The organism is Pseudolysinimonas sp., assembly GCF_057350545.1.
The window spans coordinates 14,163-34,297 of record NZ_JBMRCP010000084.1 but is presented as its reverse complement, the minus strand read 5'-3'; the positions used below and the strand labels follow the sequence as shown (position 1 = coordinate 34,297).

Sequence of the window (20,135 nt, the reverse complement as noted above, 5' to 3'; positions counted from 1 at the left end):
ATCACGTAGTCCGTCACCGCCGACCCGCCGTTCGATCCCGGCTCATCCCACACGATCGTCAACGCCGACCCATCATTAACGGTCGTTCGCAGGTTCCGGGGAGCATCCGGCACCGCCACCGTCGGCGTCGGCGCGGTCGCCTGCACCTGGACGGGGCTGCTCAAACGCCCCGTCACGTTCTTGGCCTGCACCCGCAACATGAAAGGCAACCCCGGCGTCGGGTTCACGAACGTGTGCGTCGTCGCCGTCGACACCCCGTCACTCACCACGACCGGAGTCGTGTGATACGGCGACGTATACGAGATCACGTAGTCCGTCACCGCCGACCCGCCGTTCGATCCCGGCTCATCCCACACGATCGTCAACGCCGACCCATCATTAACGGTCGTTCGCAGGTTCCGGGGAGCATCCGGGTAATCGGGTGGGGTAACCAGGATGCTGGCCAGCGCACCCAGCCCCGCGGCGTTGCGTGCCTGGACCCGGATGGTGAACTCTAGGCCACGCGTCGGGTCCGAGAAGGTGTGGGACGTCGTCGTAGACACGCCGTCGTCCGCAACGACGGGGCTCGGGTGATAAGCCGAGGTGTAGGTGATGACGTAGTCGGTGACCGGCGACGAGCCCGTCGACGCCGGAGGCTCCCACTCGACCTTCAGCGTCGATCCGTCGTTAACGGAGATCCGCAAACCCGAGACGGCACCGGGACGTGTGAAGTCCTCGGCTGGCTGTCCGGCGGTCGGTGGAGTCGCCGAGGTCTTAGCCTCGGCGCTCAACCCTGCTGAGTTCTTCGCCTGGACCCGGAAGGTGAACGCCAGCCCCGGCGTGGCGCCGACGAAAGTCTGGGTCGTGATCGCGGACACTCCGTCGTTCACGACTACGGGAGTGGGGTGATAAACAGACGTGTAGGAGATGACGTAGTCGCTCACCGGTGACGTGCCGGGCGACGCGGGCGCGTCCCAGACCAGCGTGAGCGCGGCCCCATCGTTGACGGTCACCCGCAGGTTGCGCGGCTCGCTCGGCGCCCCCGGGTCTGGGGCCGTGACCTTGATCTCAGCGGGGGTACCTGCGCCGACAGCATTAACAGCCTGCACCCGGAAGGTGAAGGCGATCCCGGGCGTCGGATCGGCGAAGGTGTGCGACGTCGACGTGGACACACCGTCATCGACGACGACGGGAATGGCGTTGTGGACTGATGTGTAACTGATGCGGTAATCCGTGACCGCGGTATCGCCGAAGTTGGCAGGAGGCGACCACGAGAGGGTGAGCTCACCGCCGTGGTTTCGTGTCGTCATGAGGCCCTGCGGCGCGCTCGGCGAACCCGGCGGCGGCCCATCGACGAAGCCGAACCAGTCTCGGAAATAGGCCCAGAAGTTGCGGTTGCCGTAGGACGAACACGAGTCGCCCGTGCGGTAGAGGTTCGCCAGCGACGCCGCGTTAGGTTGATACGGCGTGTAGTTGTAGAGCGCCGCGGTCGCATAGTTGCGGACGTTGACGTTGGTCCCACCGCACGCGCCGTTCGGGTGGTACTGCATGAAGTGCACCCCGGGCTGGCGCGCGAAGGCCGAAGCTTTATAGGCCTTAAGTTGCCGAGTGCCGGAGACGATCTGCGTCGCGAGCCCGGCGAAGGCGGTGTCGCACGGCGCGGTGTCCGGACACGCCATCCCCATGGCCCAGCGGAGCGCGGGGTCAGAAGGGGCGCGACTCGTGACGAGACCTTGCTCCTTCTGGAGGGTCACGAGTATGACCTTCGCTGAGATCCCGCACGCCACCTGCGAACGATAGATGAGCTCCGAGGCCATCATGACCCCGCCCGTGATTGCCTCGCAGATGAGGTTGCCCGTTGACGTCGAGACCTCCCGCGCACGATTCGGGACGCTCAGGAGCGCGACGTTGAGGCATTTGTCATTAGTGCACGTGCCGACCTTGGCATCGAGGAACGACTGGATCTCGAGCGACGACATCGCGTTGCCGTTATAGAACTCCGCATCGGAGATGATGTCACCCGGATCGAAGATCGTCGCGGCGCCCGCCGATGTCGGGATGCCGATCAGCAGCCCGGCCGCCACCGCCACCGCGGCGAGAGCCCCCGTGATGGTCGTTCCCAACTGTCGTCGCACGTTCACCCCTCCGATGCCAGACTCAGGAAGCCTATCCCGGCACCTCCGGGCCGCCCGCTAGCGCCGGGCGGACGCTTTCAGGCCTCTTCGATTCCGATCGAGTCGGTATAGGCGCTCACCACGTCGTCGCAGTCCCCGACGAGCCGGAGTTCGCCCTTCTCAATCCAGGCGGCCCTGTCGCACATCTTGCGGACCGTCGACATCGAGTGACTGACGAGGATTACCGTGCGGCCCTCCTCGTGGAGCTGATCGAACTTCTCGAAGCACTTCTGCTGGAACTCGGCGTCGCCGACCGCGAGCACCTCGTCTACGACGAGGATCTCGGGGTCGACGTGGATCGCGATAGAGAAGCCGAGCCGGACATACATCCCAGACGAATAGTTCTTGACTGGCTGGTCGAGGAAGCGCTCGATGCCAGAGAAGTCGACGATGTCATCAAATTTTCGCTCGATCTCGTTCTTGGACATCCCGAGAATAGAGCCGTTGAGGAAGATGTTCTCCCGGCCCGTCAGCTCGCTGTGGAACCCCGAGCCGACCTCCAGCATCGCCGCCATACGTCCCCGGTGGGTGATCGTGCCCTCGTTCGGCATGTAGATGCGAGCAAGGCACTTTAGGAGGGTCGACTTGCCCGAGCCGTTGCTGCCGACAAGGGCGAATGTCGAACCGCGCTCGACGTCGAACGTGATGTCTCGCAGGGCCCAGAAATCCTCGTGCACCGAACGGCGCCGGCGCATGATCGCCGACTTCAAAGTTTGGTTGCGCTCGTGGTAGAGCCGGAACTTCTTGCTGACGTCGTCAACGGAGACCGCGATGTCGCTCACAGTGCCTCCGCGAGGTTCGGCTCGCTCCGGCGGAACACGACGAAGCCTAGGACGAACGCGGTAAGTGCCCACAGGATGCTGAGCCCGGCCGGCAGCGGATCAGGCCAGGTGTTGTCGTAAAGAAGGGAACGGAACACGTCTACGAAATGAACCATCGGGTTGAGAGAGTAGATGCCCTCCAGCGTAACCGGGGTACCGAACAACGGGCCGAGTCGCTCGGACTGCTCACGCACCAGCGTGATCGGGTAAATGATCGGCGTGAGGTACATCCAGAGCTGGAGTGCGAGCGACAGGAAGTGCTGAGTGTCGCGGAAGTGCACATTCGCGATGCTCAGAAGCATGGCCATCCCTGCGGCGAAGACGGCGAGGACGACCATGAACATGACGACCAGCGGCAGCCAAGGCAGCACGAAAGCGCCGGCGATCGACAGCGCGATCGCGAGGATCGACATCTCGAAGAGCCAGTTCCAGGCGCTCGCACCCACCGTCGACAATGGCAGCACCACTCTCGGGAACCACACCTTAGTGATGAGGCCCGCGTTGGAGACGATCGAGGCCATCCCGAGGTTGATGACGTTGGCAAAAAACAGCCACGGCAACAGACCACTCAAGAGCCAGAGAGGGAAGACCTCAAGCCCGCTCGGGTCACCAGGGTCGGGATCGATGCGGAATATGAACGCGAACACGAATGTGTAGATCGCCATGAGAACAAGCGGGTTCACCAGCGACCACAGTTGCCCGAACACGGTGCGGCGGTACTTACCGCGCACTTCGCGGAGGGTCAGATTCGTCAGCAACTCGCGCGCCGCGACGACGTCCCTCAGGTATCCCATGTGCCCTCTGTTCGGTTCGCCACCCGCGGGCGACGGTCCATGATACGACGACGTGACGGGGCGCCCGGTCACCTCGATCCCCTTAGGCTTGGGTTATCATGGCCGCCCCGAGGGATCCGAAGGCACCCGTCGCGGTCGTAACCGTCAGCTACCGGTCGAGCGCCGTACTCCCCGCGTTCCTGGCCTCACTCGGTGCGGCGACCAGCCGCACACTGCAGACGTTGGTCGTCGACAATGCGCCCGAAGGCGAGATCGCCGAGATCGCCGAGCGGGCCGGCGCTGGATACCTGCCCCTCTCGTCCAATCCGGGCTACGGCGGTGCAGTCAACGCCGCGGTGCGTACCCTCGAACCGTCGGTGCGCTGGATCCTCATCGTAAACCCCGACGTCGTGCTGGAGCCCGGCTCGATCGACGCTCTCGTCGACGTGGGCGAGAGCGACCCCGGCATCGGCGCCATCGGGCCAGCAGTCCTCAACCCGGACGGCACGGTGTATCCCTCGGCAAGGCTCGTCCCCTCGCTGCGGATCGGAATCGGGCACGCGCTTTTCGCCGGCGCCTGGCCGAGCAACCCCTGGTCGCGGCGCTACCGCCAGGAGGGCGACCCGAGCCCCCGCGACGCCGGTTGGCTATCGGGTTCCTGCGTGCTCGTGCGGCGCGAGGCCTTTGATTCCGTCTCGGGATTTGATGAGGACTACTTCATGTACTTCGAGGACGTCGACCTCGGCATGCGACTCGGACGTGCCGGATGGCGCAACCGCTATGAGCCATCGGTCTGCGTCACCCACGCGGGAGCGCACTCAACGACGTCCGAGCGCACGGCCATGGTTGCGGCGCACCATGAAAGCGCCAATCGCTTCCTCTCGAAGAAGTACCCGGGGCCGCTGTGGGCGGCCGTGCGCCTCGCGCTCCGTGGCGGGCTCGCGGCGCGGGCGTGGTTATCCCGGCTCAGAGCCCGCGGCTGACGAGGCGGTCGAGGTACGTCCCGTAGCCGCTCTTGCGAAGAGGCGCGGCGAGGGCGGCGAGCTGCGTGTCGTCTATCCAGCCAGCCCGCCACGCGATCTCCTCTACGCACCCAATCTTGTAGCCCTGACGATCTTCGATCACGCGCACATACTCTGACGCTTGCATCATCGACTCGAACGTTCCGGTGTCGAGCCACGCCGTCCCGCGGTCGAGCACCTGCACCTTGAGCCTGCCGGCGTCGAGGTAGGTCTCGTTGACCGTCGAGATCTCAAGTTCGCCGCGAGCGCTCGGGGTGATGGACTTCGCGATGCGTATGACGTCGTTGTCGTAGAAATAGAGACCCGGAACCGCGTAGTTGCTCTTCGGCTCCGCCGGCTTCTCCTCGATCGACACCGCCCGCATCTCGGCGTCGAACTCGACGACGCCGTACGCCGCGGGCTCTGCCACCTGATACGCGAAAATGAGCCCCCCGTCGAGCTCGGCGTTGCCCCGCAACGACGAGCCGAGACCCGTGCCGTGGAAGATGTTGTCTCCGAGCACGAGCGCAACGCTGTCGTCGCCGATGAACTCCTCGCCGATGATGAACGCCTGCGCAAGCCCGTCAGGCGACGGCTGCACGGCGTACTCGATCCGCATCCCGAGGTCGGACCCGTCACGGAGCAGCGCCCGAAACTGCGCGTTGTACTCCGGCGTGGTGATGACGAGAACCTCGCGGATGTCGGCCATCATCAGGGTCGACAGCGGGTAGTAGATCATCGGCTTGTCGTAGATGGGCATCAGCTGCTTCGAGATGCCCTTCGTGATCGGCCACAGCCGGGTGCCCGATCCCCCCGCAAGGATGATCCCCTTCATCGCGCGGCTCCCAACTCGTCGTAGTAGGCCCGCATGGCGTCCCATTGCGGGAGCAACCCCGCATTGCGGGCCTGAGCCAGCCCGGGCGCCTCGGTGTCCTTGGCCGACAGAAGAGGTTCGCCCGCCTCGTCCGGGAAGACGAGGCCGACCTCTGCGTCGCGCGGGTCGATGGCGTGCTCGGCCTCGGGGTTGTAGGTGTCACTCACGAGGTAGGTCACGGTCGCGTCGTCGGTGAGGGCGACGAACGCATGACCGAGCCCCTCGGCGAGGTAGATGGCGCGGCGGTCGACGGTGTCGAGCAGCACCGAGTCCCACTGGCCGAAGGTCGGCGATCCGACTCGGATGTCGATCGCGAAGTCGAGCACCGCGCCATGCACGGCGGTGACGTACTTGGCCTGCCCGCGCGGGGCGTCGGCGAAGTGGATGCCGCGCACGACGCCGCGTCGGGAAACCGAGGTGTTGGCCTGCCGTAGGTCGAGCGAATGCCCGATCACATCAGCAAGGCGATCGAAGCGGTACCACTCGAAGAACACTCCGCGATCATCCGGAAACTGCCGCGGGGTGATCTCGTAGGCATCCGGGATCGCCAGCTCTCGGATCTGCACCGCAGAAGCCTACCAACGACGCTTAGGTAGACTTCCCGCGGCCCTGAAAGGACCTCATCGTGCGCATCCTCGTCACCGGCGGAGCCGGCTTCATCGGGTCGAACTTCGTCCACCACGTCGTCGCTCACACCGACCACACCGTGACGGTGCTCGACAAGCTCACGTACGCGGGCAACGCCGCATCCCTCGAGGGCCTACCCTCCGACCGCGTCGAGTTGATCGTCGGCGACATCCTCGACGCGTCCCTCGTCGACGACCTCTTCGCGAAGCACGACGCCGTCGTGCACTACGCCGCCGAGTCGCACAACGACAACTCGCTGAACGATCCGAGCCCGTTCGTGCAGACCAACGTCGTCGGCACGTTCACGCTCCTCGAGGCGGCGCGGAAGCACGGCATCCGCTTCCACCACATCTCGACCGACGAGGTCTACGGCGACCTCGAGCTCGACGACCCGGCCCGCTTCACCGAGCAGACCCCGTACAACCCGTCGAGCCCCTATTCGTCCACGAAGGCAGGCTCAGACCTCCTCGTGCGCGCGTGGGTGCGCAGCTTCGGGGTGCAGGCGACGATCTCGAACTGCTCGAACAACTACGGCCCGTTCCAGCACGTCGAGAAGTTCATCCCGCGGCAGATCACCAACGTGCTGCGTGGCGAGCGTCCCAAGCTCTACGGCACGGGCGAGAACGTGCGGGACTGGATCCACGCCGACGACCACTCCTCGGCGGTGCTCACGATCCTCGAGAAGGGCGTCATCGGCGAGACCTACCTCATCGGCGCCGACGGGGAGCAGAACAACAAGGATGTCGTCGAGCTGATCCTCGCCGAGCTGGGCCGGCCGCGCGACGCGTACGACCTCGTGACCGACCGCCCGGGACACGACCTGCGCTACGCCATCGACTCGACGAAGCTGCGCGAGGAGCTCGGTTGGACGCCGCGCTTCGGCGACTTCGCGGCGGGTCTCTCCGCGACGATCGACTGGTACCGCGCGAACGAGTCGTGGTGGGCGCCGCAGAAAGACGCGACCGAGGCGAAGTACCGCGCGGCCGGTCAGGCATGACCCGCTACGTCGTCACCGGCGCGGGCGGGATGCTGGGCGCAGATCTGCGTCGCGTGCTCGCCGGACGCGAGGTGACGGCGCTCACCCGTGCCGACCTCGACATCACGGATGCCGCCGCCGTCCGCGAGGCGGTGGCCGGCGCCGACGTCGTCATCAACGCCGCCGCCTACACGAGGGTCGATGACGCGGAGAGCGACGAGGCGGCGGCCTACGCCGTCAACGCGACAGGGGCGGGGGTGCTCGCCGACGCGGCCGCGGAGATCGGCGCGCGCGTCGTGCACGTGTCGACCGACTACGTCTTCGACGGGATGGCGACCGCGCCCTACTCGGAGGACACGCCGCGCGCTCCCGTCGGCGCCTACGGTCGCACCAAGGCCGCGGGCGAGGAACTCGTGCTGCGGCATCCGAACACGTACCTCGTGCGCACGGCCTGGCTCTACGGCGCGGGCGGATCGAACTTCGCACAGACGATGCTGCGCCTCGCCGCGGAGCGTGAGACCGTGAGCGTCGTGACCGATCAGGTAGGACAGCCGACCTGGTCGCGCGACCTCGCCGCCGCGATCGTGCGGCTGCTCGACGGCGACGCACCCTTCGGCATCTACCACGGCACGAACGCAGGCAGCGCGAGCTGGTTCGACTTCGCACGGGCGATCTTCGAGGACTCGGGTCTCGACCCCGCCCGGGTGCTGCCGACCGACAGCGCCGCCTTCGTGCGCCCCGCGCCCCGTCCGTCGTACTCGGTGCTCGGGCACGCCGCCTGGGCGGCGGCGGGACTCGAGGCTCCCCGGCCGTGGCGCGACGCGCTGCGGGCCGCGATCGCGGAAGGAGCTCTGACGAGCCCATGACCACCCTGCGCCTCATCCTCGACGACATGCTGCTGCGCGGCGGCGGGCCACTCGCCCGCTACGCGGAGGAACTCGCCCGCGCGATCGTGCGCGCCGCGCCCCGCGGGGCCGACGTCGCGGGCGTCGTCGCCGCCGCATTCGAGGATGACTACGCCCGCGTGCGCGACCGCGTGCCGGGGCTGCGCGAGTTGCACGAGGCGGCCCTCGCCCGACGGGAGCTCGCGGCCGCCTGGCAGCGCGGATTCACGGCGCTGCCCGGCAGCGGCGTGGTGCACGCGACGAGCCTCTTCGCGCCCCTGCGCCGTCACGACAGATCGCTCAACCCCGGGGATCAGATCGTCGTCACGATCCACGACGCCGTCGCCTGGACGCATCCCGAGCTGCTGCCCTCGAGGCAGGCCTCCTGGACGGTGTCGATGGGCCGCCGCGCCGAGAAGCACGCCGACGCGATCGTCGTGCCCACCCACGCGGTCGCGGCCGACCTCGAGCAGCATCTCGACCTCGCCGGGCGGGTGCGGGTCATCGGCGCGGCGCCGTCGTCCGACCTCGCGGTACCCGCGGACGCGGCCGCACGCCGGGCGTCACACAAGCTGCCCGAGCGCTACGTCGTCGCCGTCGCCGAGGGCGATGCGCGCAACGGCTTCGCCGACCTCGCCGCGGCGGCCGCGCGACTCGACGTGCCCGTCGTGCTGCTCGTCGGCCCCGGTGACGCGGCTGTGCTCGACGACCCGTCCGGCCTCACCCTCGTCGAGGAGCCGGCCTGGAACGACCGGGTCGCGATCCTCGCCGGCGCGACGGCGTTCGTCTCTCCCGCGCTCGCCGCCGGCCCCGCGTCGGTGCTGCTCGACGCGCTCGCCCTGGGCCTGCCGATCGTCGCCACCGACCTGCCGGCCGTCGCCGAGCTCACCGACGACGCCGCCGTGCTCGTCCCTCCGGGCGACCCCGAGGCGCTCGCCGACGCGGTGCGCGCGCTGCTCGACGACGCCACCGCACTCGACCGGGCGGCCGTCGCCTCGGGCGACCGTGCGAAGGCCTTCACGTGGCGCGACGCCGCCGAGAAGGTCTGGCAGCTGCACGCGGACCTGTAGGGGTTTCGAGACGCGTCCTTCGGGCGCTACTCAACCCGCGGCGGCGCTCGTGCGGTTTCGACACGCGCCCTTCGGGCGCTACTCAACCACCGAGAGCGGCGGGGGTCTCCGTGGGCGGAGGCGTGTAGGGCACGAGCGCGGCGTCGACCGTCGCGTGGATGAAGTCGAAGTCAGGGTGCGCTTCTTCGTCGATCAGGGGCGGCACGAAGTCGATCTTCGTGAGCGGCAGGTCCTTCGTCTTCGTTCCGAGCTCGACGAAGTAGCCGAGCATCGACTGCGGGATGTCGGTCTTCACGACCTGGGCACCGGCCGCGGCGATGCCCTGGAACTGCAGCAGCACGGTCGCCGGATCCATCTGCCGCAGGATCGCCTCCTGCACCTGCCGCTGCCGCGCCATCCGGTCGTAGTCGGTCGTCTCGTACCGCGAGCGCGCGTACCAGAGCGCCGTCTCGCCGTCCATGCGCTGCAGCCCCGGCTCGATGTAGCCGATGGGAGGCGCGGGCCGACCGTCGTCGTAGGTGTTCGAGCCGAGCGGCACGCGTTCGGTCACGTCGATCTCGACGCCGCCGAGCGCGTCGATGAGCGACGCGAAGCCCTGCATGTCGATGAGCACGTAGTACGGGATCTCGAGTCCCGTCACGCCTTCGACGGCATCCCGCATCGCCTCGATGCCCGGGGTGCTGCCCTCGCTCTCGGCGTGAGGGTACAGCTCGGGGTGCTCCTGGCCGTAGGTGTAGAGGTACGAGATCAGACACTCGGTGCCGCAGTCGTAGCCGTTCGGGAACTCGTTCCAGAGCGGCGAACCCTCGACGAACGGCACCTGCTCCATGTTGCGCGGGATGCCGAAGAGGGTCGCCGCACCCGTCGCGGCCTCGATGCTCGCGACCGTGATGCTGTCGGGACGCAGCCCGAGACGGTCGGGGCCGGCATCACCGCCCAGCAGGAGGATGTTGTAGCGGCCGTCGATCGGAGCCTCCGAGGCCCCCGGGCGGAAGATGTTCAACAGCCCGATGCCCGAGACCGAGTTCGCCGCGACGAACCCGGCGGCTCCCACGGAGAGCACGAGCGACGCGACGGTGAGAGCCGCGACGACTCCCCGGGCCCGGGGCGCCACCTTGACGAGCCGCACGAGGCGCAGCGTGTCGAGCGTGAGCACGATCCAGAGCACGCCGTAGAACACCGCGATCGCGACGACCACCCCGAGAACGATCGGATTCGTCACGAGGCCCAGCACGAACCCGCGCGCGACGAGCGCGAGCACGATCGCGACGACGACGAGCGCCCACAGCACGAGGGTCGCTGCGAGGCCGAACCGGCCGAGGCGGCGGTCGCCGGCGAGCACCTGCGCCGACCCCGGGATGACTAGGTTGAGGGCGAGCAGCCACCACGCGCGCCGCGTCATGACCCGGGGATCCCGGGCGTCCGGCGACCGCACCGGCTGCACGCTGAGGCTCACGGCCGCGGGAGCTTCGCGTTCTTCTCGGCCACGAGCGTCTCGAGCCCGGCGGCGAACTCGGCGAGCTTCGCGGTGAGCCCGTCGTCGGAGGTCGCGAGGATGCGCACCGCGAGGATGCCTGCGTTGCGGGCGTTGCCGATGGCGACGGTGGCGACCGGGATGCCGGCGGGCATCTGCACGATCGACAGCAGCGAGTCGAGCCCGTCGAGGTTCTTCAGCGGCACGGGCACCCCGACGACGGGGAGGGTCGTGCAGGACGCGATCATCCCGGGCAGGTGGGCGGCGCCACCCGCGCCGGCGATGATGACCCGGATGCCGCGGCCGGCCGCCTGCTCGGCGAACTCGATCATGCGCTTGGGCGTGCGGTGGGCCGACACGATCTCGACCTCGTGGGCGATCCCGAACTCGGTGAGCGCCTCCGCGGCGGCCGACATCGTCGGCCAGTCGGAGTCCGAGCCCATCACGAGGGCGACGACAGGCGTGGTGGACACGCCTCCCAGGTTAGGCGTCAGACCTCGAAGAACGCGGCTGCGGCACGCGCCCGCGTGAGGGTCTCGTCGGCGTCCGTGCCGAGCGCCGTGACGTGTCCGACCTTGCGCCCCGGACGCGAACCCTTGCCGTACGCGTGGAACTTCACGTCGGGATGCGCGGCGAGCGCGGCCGGGTAGCGGTCGGTGAGCTGCGCTCCGGGCGGGCCGCCGAGCACGTTGACCATGACGCTCGTCGGCGCGAGCGGCGACGGGTCGCCGAGCGGGAGGTCGAGCACGGCACGCAGGTGCTGTTCGAACTGGCTCGTGACGGCGCCGTCGATCGTCCAGTGCCCGCTGTTGTGCGGACGCATCGCGAGCTCGTTGACGAGCAGGCGCCCGTCGGCCGTCTCGAACAGCTCGACGGCGAGCACGCCCGTGACGTCGAGTCCCTCCGCGACGGCCTCGGCGATGCGGTGGGCCTCGGCGGCGAGCACGTCTGCCTGTGGCGCGGGGGCGAGCACCTCGGCGCACACCCCGTCGCGCTGCACCGTCTCGGCGAGCGCCCAGGCGGCGAGCTCCCCCGACGGTCGACGCGCGACGAGCTGCGCGAGCTCGCGGCGGAAGTCGACGAGCTCCTCGGCGAGCACCGGACCGAGCGCGAGCCAGTCATCGGCCTCGTCGGCGGCGCGCACGACGCGCACGCCCTTGCCGTCGTAGCCGCCCTTCGGCGTCTTCACGACCGCCGCACCGCCGTGCGCGGCGAGGAACGCCGCGAGGTCGTCGCGCGAGCGCAGCTCTGCCCAGTCCGGGATCGGGATGCCGAGCGCCCCGAGCCGCGCGCGCATGACGAGCTTGTCCTGCGCGACCGCGAGGGCATCCGGCCCCGGACGCACCGCGAACCCCGCGCCGACGAGCGCGGCGAGCACGTCTTGGGGCACGTGCTCGTGGTCGAACGTGACGACGTCGACGTCCGACGCGAAGGCGAGCACGGTCGCGGCGTCGCGGTAGTCGCCGACCGCCGTCGCGGCGAGCGAGGCCGAAGAGTCCTCCGCCTCGGCCAGCACGCGGAGCGAGATGCCCAGCTCGACGGCCGGGGGGATCATCATCCGGGCGAGCTGACCGCCGCCGATCACGCCGATCACCGCTCCCACCCCGCCAGCCTATCGGCGGCCGCACCGGCATCCCTGCGGCTAGGGTTTCTCTGACATGCGCGCGTTGATCTCCCAGTTCGCGCGCTTCGGCGCGGTCGGGGCCGTCGGCCTCGTGATCGACATCGCCGTCTTCAATCTGCTGCGGGCGACCGTGTTCGCGCCCGAGCTCATCCACGAGGGTCCGCTCCTGGCGAAGGTCGTCTCGACGACCGTCGCGATCGCGTGCAACTGGATCGGCAACCGGTACTGGACGTTCCGGGAGCACCGCGGCCGTCAACTCGTGCGCGAAGGCGTCGAGTTCGGCGTCGTGAGCGTCGGCGGGATGCTCATCGGCCTCGCCTGCCTGTGGGTGTCGCGCTACGTGCTCGGCTTCGACAGCCTGCTCGCCGACAACATCGCGGGCAACGTGATCGGCCTCGGCCTCGGCACGCTCTTCCGCTTCACCCTCTATCGGATGTGGGTGTTCGCGCCGCACCGGGGCGACCGCGCCCCCGCGCTCTTCCCCGAGCCCGGCTCAGGCGGGGCGCACGTGCGTGACGTCGCCGACGAGCCTCCTGTCGCTTGACGCGTGCGGCCTTCCGTCGGCTCGCACATGCGGTGACTTAGCAGTCTCGGCGACGGCACCACCCGGCAGGGCCACCCAGAATGCCCCCGCAACTCGACATCGCCACGTGCCGTAGCGCTGATGCTGGGCGCGACCTAGGGCAGGGCGGGTAGAGTCGCAGCGTGCGACGGGATCTGGGGGCTTTCGTCGACGTCACTGAGCGTCGCCCCGGGCATCGATGACAGCGAGGGCTTACGACCTCGTCGTCGTCGGAGGGGGCTTCTACGGCCTGAAGATCGCTCTACACGCGAGCGAGTCGCTCGGAATGCGGCGGATCGCTGTCGTTGACCGAGAGCCCGAAATGATGCAGCGCGCGAGTTACGTCAATCAGGCGCGCGTCCACAACGGGTACCACTACCCCCGCAGCATCCTCACGGCTTACCGCTCGCGAGTGAACTTTCCGCGCTTCGTCGCAGAGTTTCCGGACGCGATCGTCGAGTCGTTCGACCATTACTACGCGATCGCGCGTCGCCTCTCAAAGACGAGCGCTCGACAGTTCGAACTTTTCTGCTCACGTGTAGGCGCGCCCCTCCATCCGGCACCCGCCGACATCGAGCGCCAGTTCACGCCTCAATTGGTCGAGCGCGTCTTTCGCGTGCGTGAACCCGCGTTCGACTCCCGAGTTCTCCGGCGACTACTCCTCGAACGGATCCACCGACGCTCAGGAATCGAACTGATGAACGGCGTCGAGGCAACGCGCGTGCGCGAGGGCAGCCCCGCGACTCTCGTCGTTGAGACCTCCGGACCGGAACTCGAGTCCCGGCACGTCGTCAGTGCGACCTACGCAGGACTCAACAGTCTTCATTCCGCATCGAGATTGCCGATCGTCGGGCTCCAGCACGAGGTCGCCCGCATCGCCCTCGTCAGGCCGCCCGCGGAGCTCCAGGGCTTCGGGGTGACAGTGATGGATGGCCCGTTCTTTTCTTTCATGCCGTTTCCGCCCCGGGGCCTCCACTCGCTCAGCCACGTGCGACACACCCCCGTGCGGAGATGGCACGATAGCTTGGAATCCGAGTTCAGCAATGTCGGCCCCATACCGGATGCGAGCGTGCCGAACGGGTTCCACCAGATGCGAGCCGACGCAGTGCGGTATCTCCCGGCACTGCGTCGGGCCGAACTGGAGGACACCATCACCGACGTGAAGACCGTCCTGTCGCGCAGCATGAGAGACGACAGCCGACCCATCTTTTTCAAGGCGGACCATGGCCTCGCTCGCTACACATGCGTCCTCGGAGGCAAGCTCGACAACGTCTACGATGTACTCGACGAAATGGACCGCCTCCATGGCTGACCCGACGACGCCCCGCTTCGACGTCTTCGTCTCGGTGGTGGCGGTGCTCGACTCTCGCACCGACGACGCTGCCTCTGTCGCACAGCGGCTCCACGAGGCCGTACAACCGGCGTATGCGAACTACGAGATCGTACTCGTCGACAACCGCAGTTCTCCGGCCGGACTTGCTGATCTGCGCGATCGACTTGAGACACTTCCGTGCATCCGTGTCCTCCGACTGTCTCGGGAATACGATCGGGACACCGCGGCATTCGCCGGGCTCGAAGCAGCCATCGGCGACGTCGTGGTCATGCTTGACGTGACGATCGACCCGGTCGACGAGATCACCCGGGTAACGTCGGCCGTGCTCGAGGGCCATGACATCGTGCAGGGCGCCAGCACTTCGCCCCTGGGGGGCAATTGGGTGAGCCGAGCGGGTCGTGGGTTCTTCTACTGGTACAACCGTCGATTCCTCGACGTCTCGATTCCGACGAACGCGACCTTCCTGATCGGGCTCTCGCGGCGTGCCCTAAACTCGCTGACCCAAGCCACACGCAGCCACCGGTACCTGCGTCACCTGATCCAGCACATCGGATACCGGACGGTCACGTATCCTTACACTCCCGTTCTCCGCCGAGAGCAGCGTCGCGGCATCGTCTCGGGCGCGGGCGAGGCCATGGAGATGGTGAGCAGCTACTCGACCCACCCACTACGTGCAATTACAGCGATCGGCGTCATCGCCGGGATGTTGAATCTGCTCTACGCCGTCTACGTCGTCGTAGTCAACTTCGTTCACGCCGAGGTGGCCGAGGGTTGGACGACAACGTCACTCCAGCTTTCGACTATGTTCTTCCTCATTTGTACGATTCTCGCCGTCCAGGCCGAGTACCTCGGACGAATTCTCGTCGAGACACGCAACGAACAGACCTACGTGATCATGGAAGAACTCGAGAGCGAAGTCCTCATCGCCGATCCCGAGCGACGCAATGTCAGCGGCTGAATCGTCGACCGATGTCGCGGCGACCAGCTGGGGAGATTGGGTTGTCCCCAACTTCCACGCCGACGTCTTCGCCGCCCGCAAGCACCGGTACTGCGTCGTGGTGTTCGTGCTCAACGAAGGTGACAAGATCCGGCGCCAGCTTGCCGAGTCCGCTCGCTACGCCGATTCCGTCGACATTGTCGTCGCAGACGGCGGGAGCACCGACGGCGCTCTCGACGCGCCTTACCTCCGTGCCCAGCAAGTGCGCGCACTTCTGACGAAGCGGGGGCCCGGGAAGTTGAGCGCACAGATGCGGATGGCTTTCGCCTGGGCCCTGCGGGAGGGCTACGAGGGTCTGATCGTGATCGACGGCAACGGGAAGGACGGTGTCACAGCTATTCCGCGGTTCGCCGAGCTCCTCGAGGAGGGATACGACCATGTTCAGGGTTCACGGTTCATCCGCGGCGGGCGAGCGGTCAACACCCCGCTCTCGCGCCTGTTGGCCGTGCGACTCCTCCACTCGCCGCTGATCAGCCTGGCAGCCGGAAAGAGGCACACCGATACGACCAACGGGTTCCGCGCGTACAGCGCGCGACTTCTTCGCGATGAGCAAGTCGCCCCGTTCCGTTCCGTGTTCGACACGTATCAATTGCACTATCACCTCGCGATCGAGAGCTCGCGTCTCGGTTACCGCACGATCGAGACCCCTGTCACGCGCACGTACCCGCGGACGGGAAAGACCCCCACGAAGATCAGCCCGGTCCTCGGAAACGCTCACGTGTTAGGCGTGCTGTTCGGTGCTGTGACGGGCGCCTACCGCGTCAAGGCTGGACGATGAACGGCGCGATCGTCGGTTCGACCGGATTCGTCGGCGGGAACGTGCTCCGCAGCGGCCGTTACGCAATGGCTGTCAACTCCGCGAACGTCGGCGACCTGCGTGGGTGCCACTTCGACCGGGTCGTGTTCGCAGCAGCCCGGGCCGAGAAGTGGCGGATCAATCAAGACCCGGAAGCTGATCGACGTCACATCGACGATCTGAGGCGGGTACTCAACAGCTTCACGACAGACCGCCTAGTGCTCATCTCGACGGTTGATGTATACCGCACACCCACCGGGGTCGACGAGTCGACAGAGATCGATACTGATGGCCTGCATGCGTATGGTTTGCATCGGTTCGAGTTGGAGCAGACGGCGCGCGCGACACATCCAGACACCACCGTGATCAGGCTGCCCGGTCTGTTCGGCCCCGGGTTGAAGAAGAACGTCATATATGACCTCATTCACGACAATCAGATCGACCGAATCCATCCGCGAGGGCGATTCCAGTACTACGACCTCGGACGTCTCGCCGACGACATTGACGTGGCGGTCTCCGCCGAGCTTCCGCTCGTCAACCTCGCGAGCGAGCCTGTCGACTCTGGCCGCCTCGCTCGCGAGGTGTTCGGGAGGGAGCTCGCGGCCATTGACGGACCGGCACCCGCCTACGAGATACGCAGCAGGCACGCCGAACTATTCGGAGGGGCCGACGACTATGTCGCAACGGCAGCCGAGGTGATCGAGGGCATCCGGGCGTTCGCCGTTGGAGAGGGTTCCTTGGCGTGAAACTCTCGATAAGCAACATCGCCTGGCCTACGGAAGACGACCACGTCATCGCGAATACACTGCAGCGACTGGGCGTGCACACCGTCGAGTTGGCCCCGACGAAGGTCTTCGCCGACCCGACCAACGTCTCAGATCATGGTGTCGACGCTTGCGTCCGTTTCTGGGCAGATCACGGCATCACGGTGGGCTCGTTCCAGTCGATGCTCTTCGGTCGGCCAGACCTTCTCGTATTCGGGTCGCCTGGGGTGCGCGCCGCGACGATCGACCGGCTGAGCCGGTTCCTAGAATTGGCCGGCCGTCTCGGAGCACGGCACCTTGTTTTCGGGTCTCCCAAGAACCGCCGCGTGCCCGAAGGCATGTCGCCCGCGGAGGCCGCTGACATCGCCGCCGACTTCTTCGCCGACCTCGGAGCTCGCGCGGTCGCGACCGGGGTCGTGCTGTGTATCGAACCCAACCCTGAACAATACGGATGCAACTTCATCACGACCGCCTCGGCTGGCGCCGACCTCGTGCGTCGGGTCGCGAGCCCTGGCTTCCGCCTCCACCTCGACGCCGCCGGAATGACTCTCGCGGGCGACAACATCGCGGATGCCATCCTCGCGTCGGCGGACGTCCTGTCGCACTACCACGCAAGCGCCCCCGACCTGCTGCCGCTCGAAGACCGGGCCGTTGATCACGGAGCTGGGGGCCGTGCACTCGCTGAGATTGGGTACCACGGCGATGTCGCGATCGAGATGCGGGAGCCTGACTCAGACACCGTCGCGGCAGTCAGCTCTGCCATAGCACTCGCTCGCCGACACTATGAGACCCTGTGACAGATCAGCCGAACGGCTTCGAGCGCTTTCGTCGCCGACCCGCTGTGCGCCGCTTCAGCGCGTTCTTCGGCGCCTCCGCGATCGGGCTCGCGATCGACCTCGGGCTCTTCACCCTCCTGAGCACTGCGGGCACCGCGCCGTGGCTCGCGAACGCGATCAGCGCGACCTTGTCGATCACGGCTGTCTATCTGTTGGCAACTCGACACAGTTTCGCGGTCAAGCCCCGGGTCTCCACCTACGTTGCATTCTTCGCCTGGTACGCGGGTTCGATCGCGCTCTTCTCATTTCTGATCGATATCGCGACCGATCTCAGCGGGTTGCCGTCGATTGCGTGGAAGCTTGCGTCCGTCCCGGTGTCGTTTGCCCTCAACTACGGGTTCAGCACCGTGCTCTTTCGCCGCCGGACCTGACGAGCGTCAGCGCTGTGACAGGTACGAGTACCCAAGGAACAGTACGACTGCGACGATTACCCCGCCGAAGGCGACCGCGGCCACGGGACGCCCGCGCAGCGAGCGCACGCCGTGCATGATCGGCCCCCACAGCAGTGCGAGGCCCAGAGGAACCGTGGGTATATACCAGAGGATCGGATTGATGAACGGGTGGATGAAGCTGTGCGGCCGCGCGAGCAGGAACCAGCCGATCGGCCCCACCAGTGAGACGAGCCACGCTACCGAAAGCCCGTCCCAGCGCCGCTGGCTCGCCTCACTCACGGCGGCTCCGATAGCGGGGCGAGTGAGGATCACGGACGCCACGACAACGAGCAGCGCGGCGACGCTTCCGAGCGACGGCAGACCGACGAAGCCGCGATCGGCGAGGAAGTCGGGGCTGCCGGCCACGGGCATCGAGAGGTAGCGCTCGAGTACGCTGAATGGGTTCGATGCGAGCGACTCTCCGTACACCGCTGGCACAGTCGTGGAGCCCGCGCCCGTACGTTTGACGACGACCTCGACGAGTGTCGCCGCACCCGCGGAGATGCCACCCATCTTGATCGAGAGTTGGGCCACGTGTAAGCCCAGCGCTGCGGCGAGTGCCGCCATCGAACCGATGACGACAGCGAGCGCCCGCCAGCCCAGAAGGCGAAGGGCGAGACCATCGCGTACCCCGAAGTAGGCCACTACCGCTAGTGGGAGGGCGACGACCACCGTGATGTACTCGTAACCCGACAACAGTGCGGGGAGCGTCCCGGCAGCGACGAGGGTGCCGATCCCGAACGACCTGAGCGGGCGACGGGCGAGCACCACGGCAAGAACGAGCGCGGGAAGCACCTTGAGGCCGATGATCCAGTAGATGCTCGGCGCGATGAAGGTGGGGAACGGCTGAAGCAGCGCGACCGCGACGACCACGGCACCCCCTACCGAAAGGGCCCGGCGAGCTGCTAGAACGACGACGACGACAAGTGCGGCGTTGCCCGCCGACACCGCCGTGTACATCACCGCACTACCGATCTGCCCTCCCCCGACAGCCGAGCCGAGCAGACTGAGCAACCACCCGCCCAATCCGAACTGGCTCGTATAGGTGCCGCCAATACCGAGCGAGAGCTCGTGAGCGAAGATGCCCTCTTCGAGGTTGGTCTCGACGCGAGCGCTCGTCAACGAATTCGAGTCTTGCTGCCAGCGCCAGAATTCCGCGACGAGGTCGCCGCCAAGAACTCGGTCGTAGACCCAGAGCACGACGCCCCAGCGGTACGCGGCGAAGAAGAGTACGAAGAGTGCGGCGGCGGGGCCCCACCGAATGATGTGCTGCACGAGACTTGTGGGTGACCGGGGTAACTCTCGGTTCTGCACGCGGACGATCCTACTTCGAAGGTCGCCCCGCGCTCTTCCCCGAGCCCGGCTCAGGCGGGGCGCACGTGCGTGACGTCGCCGACGGCGACCGCGACCACGTCGCCTGACCCGTCGCGCACCTCGAGTCGCCCCGTCGCGTCGATCCCGGCCGCAACCCCTTCGAGCATGCCGCCGTCGGCGAGGGCGACACGCACCGACATCCCGATCGTCGCGCAGCGCGCCGCCACCCGCTCGCGCAGGCGGGAGATCGGGCCGGGGCGCTCGAGCTCGTCGCGCAGTCGCGAGAGGTAGCCGGCGACGAGGGCGTCGAGCTCCTCGGGTGCGAGCCGGACGCCCGCGAGCGCGAGCGACGTCGCCGTGGGAACCGGAAGCTGCTCCGCGGTCTGCGCGAGGTTGACCCCCGAGCCGATCACGACATCCCGACCGTTCGGGGCGACCTCGACGAGGATGCCGCACACCTTCCGCCCCTCGAGCAGGAGATCGTTGGGCCACTTCACGGCGACACGGCCGGGTGCCACCGTGTCGAGAGCCTCGGCGAGCGAGAGCCCGGCGAGCAGCGGCAACCAGGTCGCGAGCGGCGAGACGAGAGCGTCGCGCACGAGCACCGAGAGCGCGAGCGCGGTGCCGGCGGGAGCGACCCAGGAGCGGTCGAGGCGGCCGCGACCCGCGGTCTGATCGAGGGTGAGCAGCGCCGTGAACGTCGGCACCGCGGAGTCGGCCGCGAGGGCGAGCAACTCGCTGTTGGTCGACGACGACGAGGGCACGACGCGCAGCTCGGGAACGGCCTCGCGGCTCAGCGGGTACTCCATGCCGCGAGCCTAGGAT

21 protein-coding genes are annotated in these 20,135 nt (G+C 67.4%); 11 read left to right on the top strand and 10 right to left on the bottom strand.

Annotated elements, in window-relative coordinates; genetic code table 11:
• The 3 genes from ACO1X9_RS12230 to ACO1X9_RS12220 form a co-directional block, all read right to left on the bottom strand.
• A partial coding sequence (locus tag ACO1X9_RS12230; protein ID WP_486351117.1) for a fibronectin type III domain-containing protein occupies positions 1 to 2,120 on the bottom strand: 2,120 nt, incomplete at its 3' end.
• A 71-nt stretch (positions 2,121 to 2,191) separates the two neighbouring features.
• Positions 2,192 to 2,935 carry an ABC transporter ATP-binding protein gene (locus ACO1X9_RS12225; protein ID WP_486351116.1) on the bottom strand — a complete coding sequence of 248 codons (744 nt, stop codon included), beginning with the start codon at positions 2,933 to 2,935 and terminating at the stop codon, positions 2,192 to 2,194.
• On the bottom strand, positions 2,932 to 3,840 hold the full coding sequence (locus ACO1X9_RS12220) for an ABC transporter permease (RefSeq protein WP_486351115.1): 909 nt from the start codon (positions 3,838 to 3,840) through the stop codon (positions 2,932 to 2,934). The genes ACO1X9_RS12225 and ACO1X9_RS12220 overlap by 4 nt, the downstream gene beginning before the upstream one ends.
• 26 nt (positions 3,841 to 3,866) lie before the next feature.
• Here ACO1X9_RS12220 and ACO1X9_RS12215 point away from each other — a divergent pair, with 26 nt between their 5' ends.
• Positions 3,867 to 4,730, top strand: a complete 864-nt coding sequence (locus ACO1X9_RS12215; RefSeq protein ID WP_486351114.1) for a glycosyltransferase family 2 protein — start codon at positions 3,867 to 3,869, stop codon at positions 4,728 to 4,730.
• Here ACO1X9_RS12215 and rfbA read toward each other — a convergent pair.
• Both rfbA and ACO1X9_RS12205 read right to left on the bottom strand, forming a co-directional pair.
• On the bottom strand, positions 4,714 to 5,583 hold the full coding sequence (gene rfbA / locus ACO1X9_RS12210; RefSeq protein ID WP_486351113.1) for a glucose-1-phosphate thymidylyltransferase RfbA: 870 nt from the start codon (positions 5,581 to 5,583) through the stop codon (positions 4,714 to 4,716). The genes ACO1X9_RS12215 and rfbA overlap by 17 nt on opposite strands.
• The gene (locus ACO1X9_RS12205; RefSeq protein ID WP_486351112.1) at positions 5,580 to 6,188 is read right to left on the bottom strand and encodes a dTDP-4-dehydrorhamnose 3,5-epimerase family protein; all 609 of its coding nucleotides are present in this window, start codon (positions 6,186 to 6,188) and stop codon (positions 5,580 to 5,582) included. The genes rfbA and ACO1X9_RS12205 overlap by 4 nt, the downstream gene beginning before the upstream one ends.
• A 56-nt stretch (positions 6,189 to 6,244) precedes the next feature.
• Here ACO1X9_RS12205 and rfbB point away from each other — a divergent pair, with 56 nt between their 5' ends.
• Genes rfbB through ACO1X9_RS12190 form a run of 3 tightly spaced genes read left to right on the top strand, consistent with a single transcriptional unit; the run spans position 6,245 to position 9,179 of the window.
• Positions 6,245 to 7,246 (top strand): dTDP-glucose 4,6-dehydratase, encoded by a 1,002-nt coding sequence (gene rfbB, locus ACO1X9_RS12200; RefSeq protein WP_486351120.1) that lies wholly within the window; start codon positions 6,245 to 6,247, stop codon positions 7,244 to 7,246.
• Positions 7,243 to 8,091 (top strand): dTDP-4-dehydrorhamnose reductase, encoded by an 849-nt coding sequence (rfbD, locus tag ACO1X9_RS12195; protein WP_486351111.1) that lies wholly within the window; start codon positions 7,243 to 7,245, stop codon positions 8,089 to 8,091. The genes rfbB and rfbD overlap by 4 nt, the downstream gene beginning before the upstream one ends.
• Positions 8,088 to 9,179, top strand: a complete 1,092-nt coding sequence (locus ACO1X9_RS12190; RefSeq protein ID WP_486351110.1) for a glycosyltransferase — start codon at positions 8,088 to 8,090, stop codon at positions 9,177 to 9,179. Before rfbD ends, ACO1X9_RS12190 begins: the two co-directional genes overlap by 4 nt.
• Before the next feature lie 82 nt (positions 9,180 to 9,261).
• Here ACO1X9_RS12190 and ACO1X9_RS12185 read toward each other — a convergent pair whose 3' ends face one another.
• From ACO1X9_RS12185 to ACO1X9_RS12175, 3 genes are read right to left on the bottom strand one after another with little or no spacing between them, the layout of a single operon-like run.
• Positions 9,262 to 10,635, bottom strand: a complete 1,374-nt coding sequence (locus tag ACO1X9_RS12185; protein WP_486351109.1) for an LCP family protein — start codon at positions 10,633 to 10,635, stop codon at positions 9,262 to 9,264.
• Positions 10,632 to 11,096: a 5-(carboxyamino)imidazole ribonucleotide mutase gene (gene purE / locus ACO1X9_RS12180; protein WP_486351119.1), complete on the bottom strand. Its 465-nt coding sequence runs from the start codon at positions 11,094 to 11,096 to the stop codon at positions 10,632 to 10,634. Before purE ends, ACO1X9_RS12185 begins: the two co-directional genes overlap by 4 nt.
• Before the next feature lie 47 nt (positions 11,097 to 11,143).
• A complete protein-coding gene (locus tag ACO1X9_RS12175) occupies positions 11,144 to 12,256 on the bottom strand; it encodes a 5-(carboxyamino)imidazole ribonucleotide synthase (protein ID WP_486351108.1) in 1,113 nt (370 codons plus the stop codon).
• 55 nt (positions 12,257 to 12,311) lie between these two features.
• Here ACO1X9_RS12175 and ACO1X9_RS12170 point away from each other — a divergent pair, with 55 nt between their 5' ends.
• The 7 genes from ACO1X9_RS12170 to ACO1X9_RS12140 all read left to right on the top strand — a co-directional run bounded on the left by ACO1X9_RS12170 (position 12,312) and on the right by ACO1X9_RS12140 (position 17,936).
• Positions 12,312 to 12,821, top strand: a complete 510-nt coding sequence (locus tag ACO1X9_RS12170; protein WP_486351107.1) for a GtrA family protein — start codon at positions 12,312 to 12,314, stop codon at positions 12,819 to 12,821.
• 217 nt (positions 12,822 to 13,038) lie between these two features.
• Positions 13,039 to 14,151, top strand: coding sequence for an FAD-dependent oxidoreductase (locus ACO1X9_RS12165; RefSeq protein ID WP_486351106.1), 1,113 nt, complete (start codon positions 13,039 to 13,041; stop codon positions 14,149 to 14,151).
• Positions 14,144 to 15,130: a glycosyltransferase gene (locus ACO1X9_RS12160; protein ID WP_486351105.1), complete on the top strand. Its 987-nt coding sequence runs from the start codon at positions 14,144 to 14,146 to the stop codon at positions 15,128 to 15,130. Before ACO1X9_RS12165 ends, ACO1X9_RS12160 begins: the two co-directional genes overlap by 8 nt.
• Entirely contained in the window at positions 15,117 to 15,947 is an 831-nt protein-coding gene (locus ACO1X9_RS12155) for a glycosyltransferase family 2 protein (RefSeq protein ID WP_486351104.1), read from the top strand. The genes ACO1X9_RS12160 and ACO1X9_RS12155 overlap by 14 nt, the downstream gene beginning before the upstream one ends.
• Positions 15,944 to 16,711 carry an NAD-dependent epimerase/dehydratase family protein gene (locus ACO1X9_RS12150; RefSeq protein ID WP_486351103.1) on the top strand — a complete coding sequence of 256 codons (768 nt, stop codon included), beginning with the start codon at positions 15,944 to 15,946 and terminating at the stop codon, positions 16,709 to 16,711. Before ACO1X9_RS12155 ends, ACO1X9_RS12150 begins: the two co-directional genes overlap by 4 nt.
• A complete protein-coding gene (locus ACO1X9_RS12145; protein ID WP_486351102.1) occupies positions 16,708 to 17,526 on the top strand; it encodes a sugar phosphate isomerase/epimerase family protein in 819 nt (272 codons plus the stop codon). Before ACO1X9_RS12150 ends, ACO1X9_RS12145 begins: the two co-directional genes overlap by 4 nt.
• A complete protein-coding gene (locus tag ACO1X9_RS12140) occupies positions 17,523 to 17,936 on the top strand; it encodes a GtrA family protein (RefSeq protein ID WP_486351101.1) in 414 nt (137 codons plus the stop codon). Before ACO1X9_RS12145 ends, ACO1X9_RS12140 begins: the two co-directional genes overlap by 4 nt.
• 6 nt (positions 17,937 to 17,942) lie before the next feature.
• Here the strand turns inward: ACO1X9_RS12140 and ACO1X9_RS12135 are convergent, their stop codons facing one another.
• Both ACO1X9_RS12135 and ACO1X9_RS12130 read right to left on the bottom strand, forming a co-directional pair.
• On the bottom strand, positions 17,943 to 19,271 hold the full coding sequence (locus ACO1X9_RS12135; RefSeq protein WP_486351100.1) for a hypothetical protein: 1,329 nt from the start codon (positions 19,269 to 19,271) through the stop codon (positions 17,943 to 17,945).
• 89 nt (positions 19,272 to 19,360) lie between these two features.
• Complete coding sequence (locus ACO1X9_RS12130; protein WP_486351099.1) at positions 19,361 to 20,119, bottom strand: biotin--[acetyl-CoA-carboxylase] ligase; 759 nt, start codon at positions 20,117 to 20,119, stop codon at positions 19,361 to 19,363.
• Between the last annotated feature and the right edge of the window lie 16 nt (positions 20,120 to 20,135).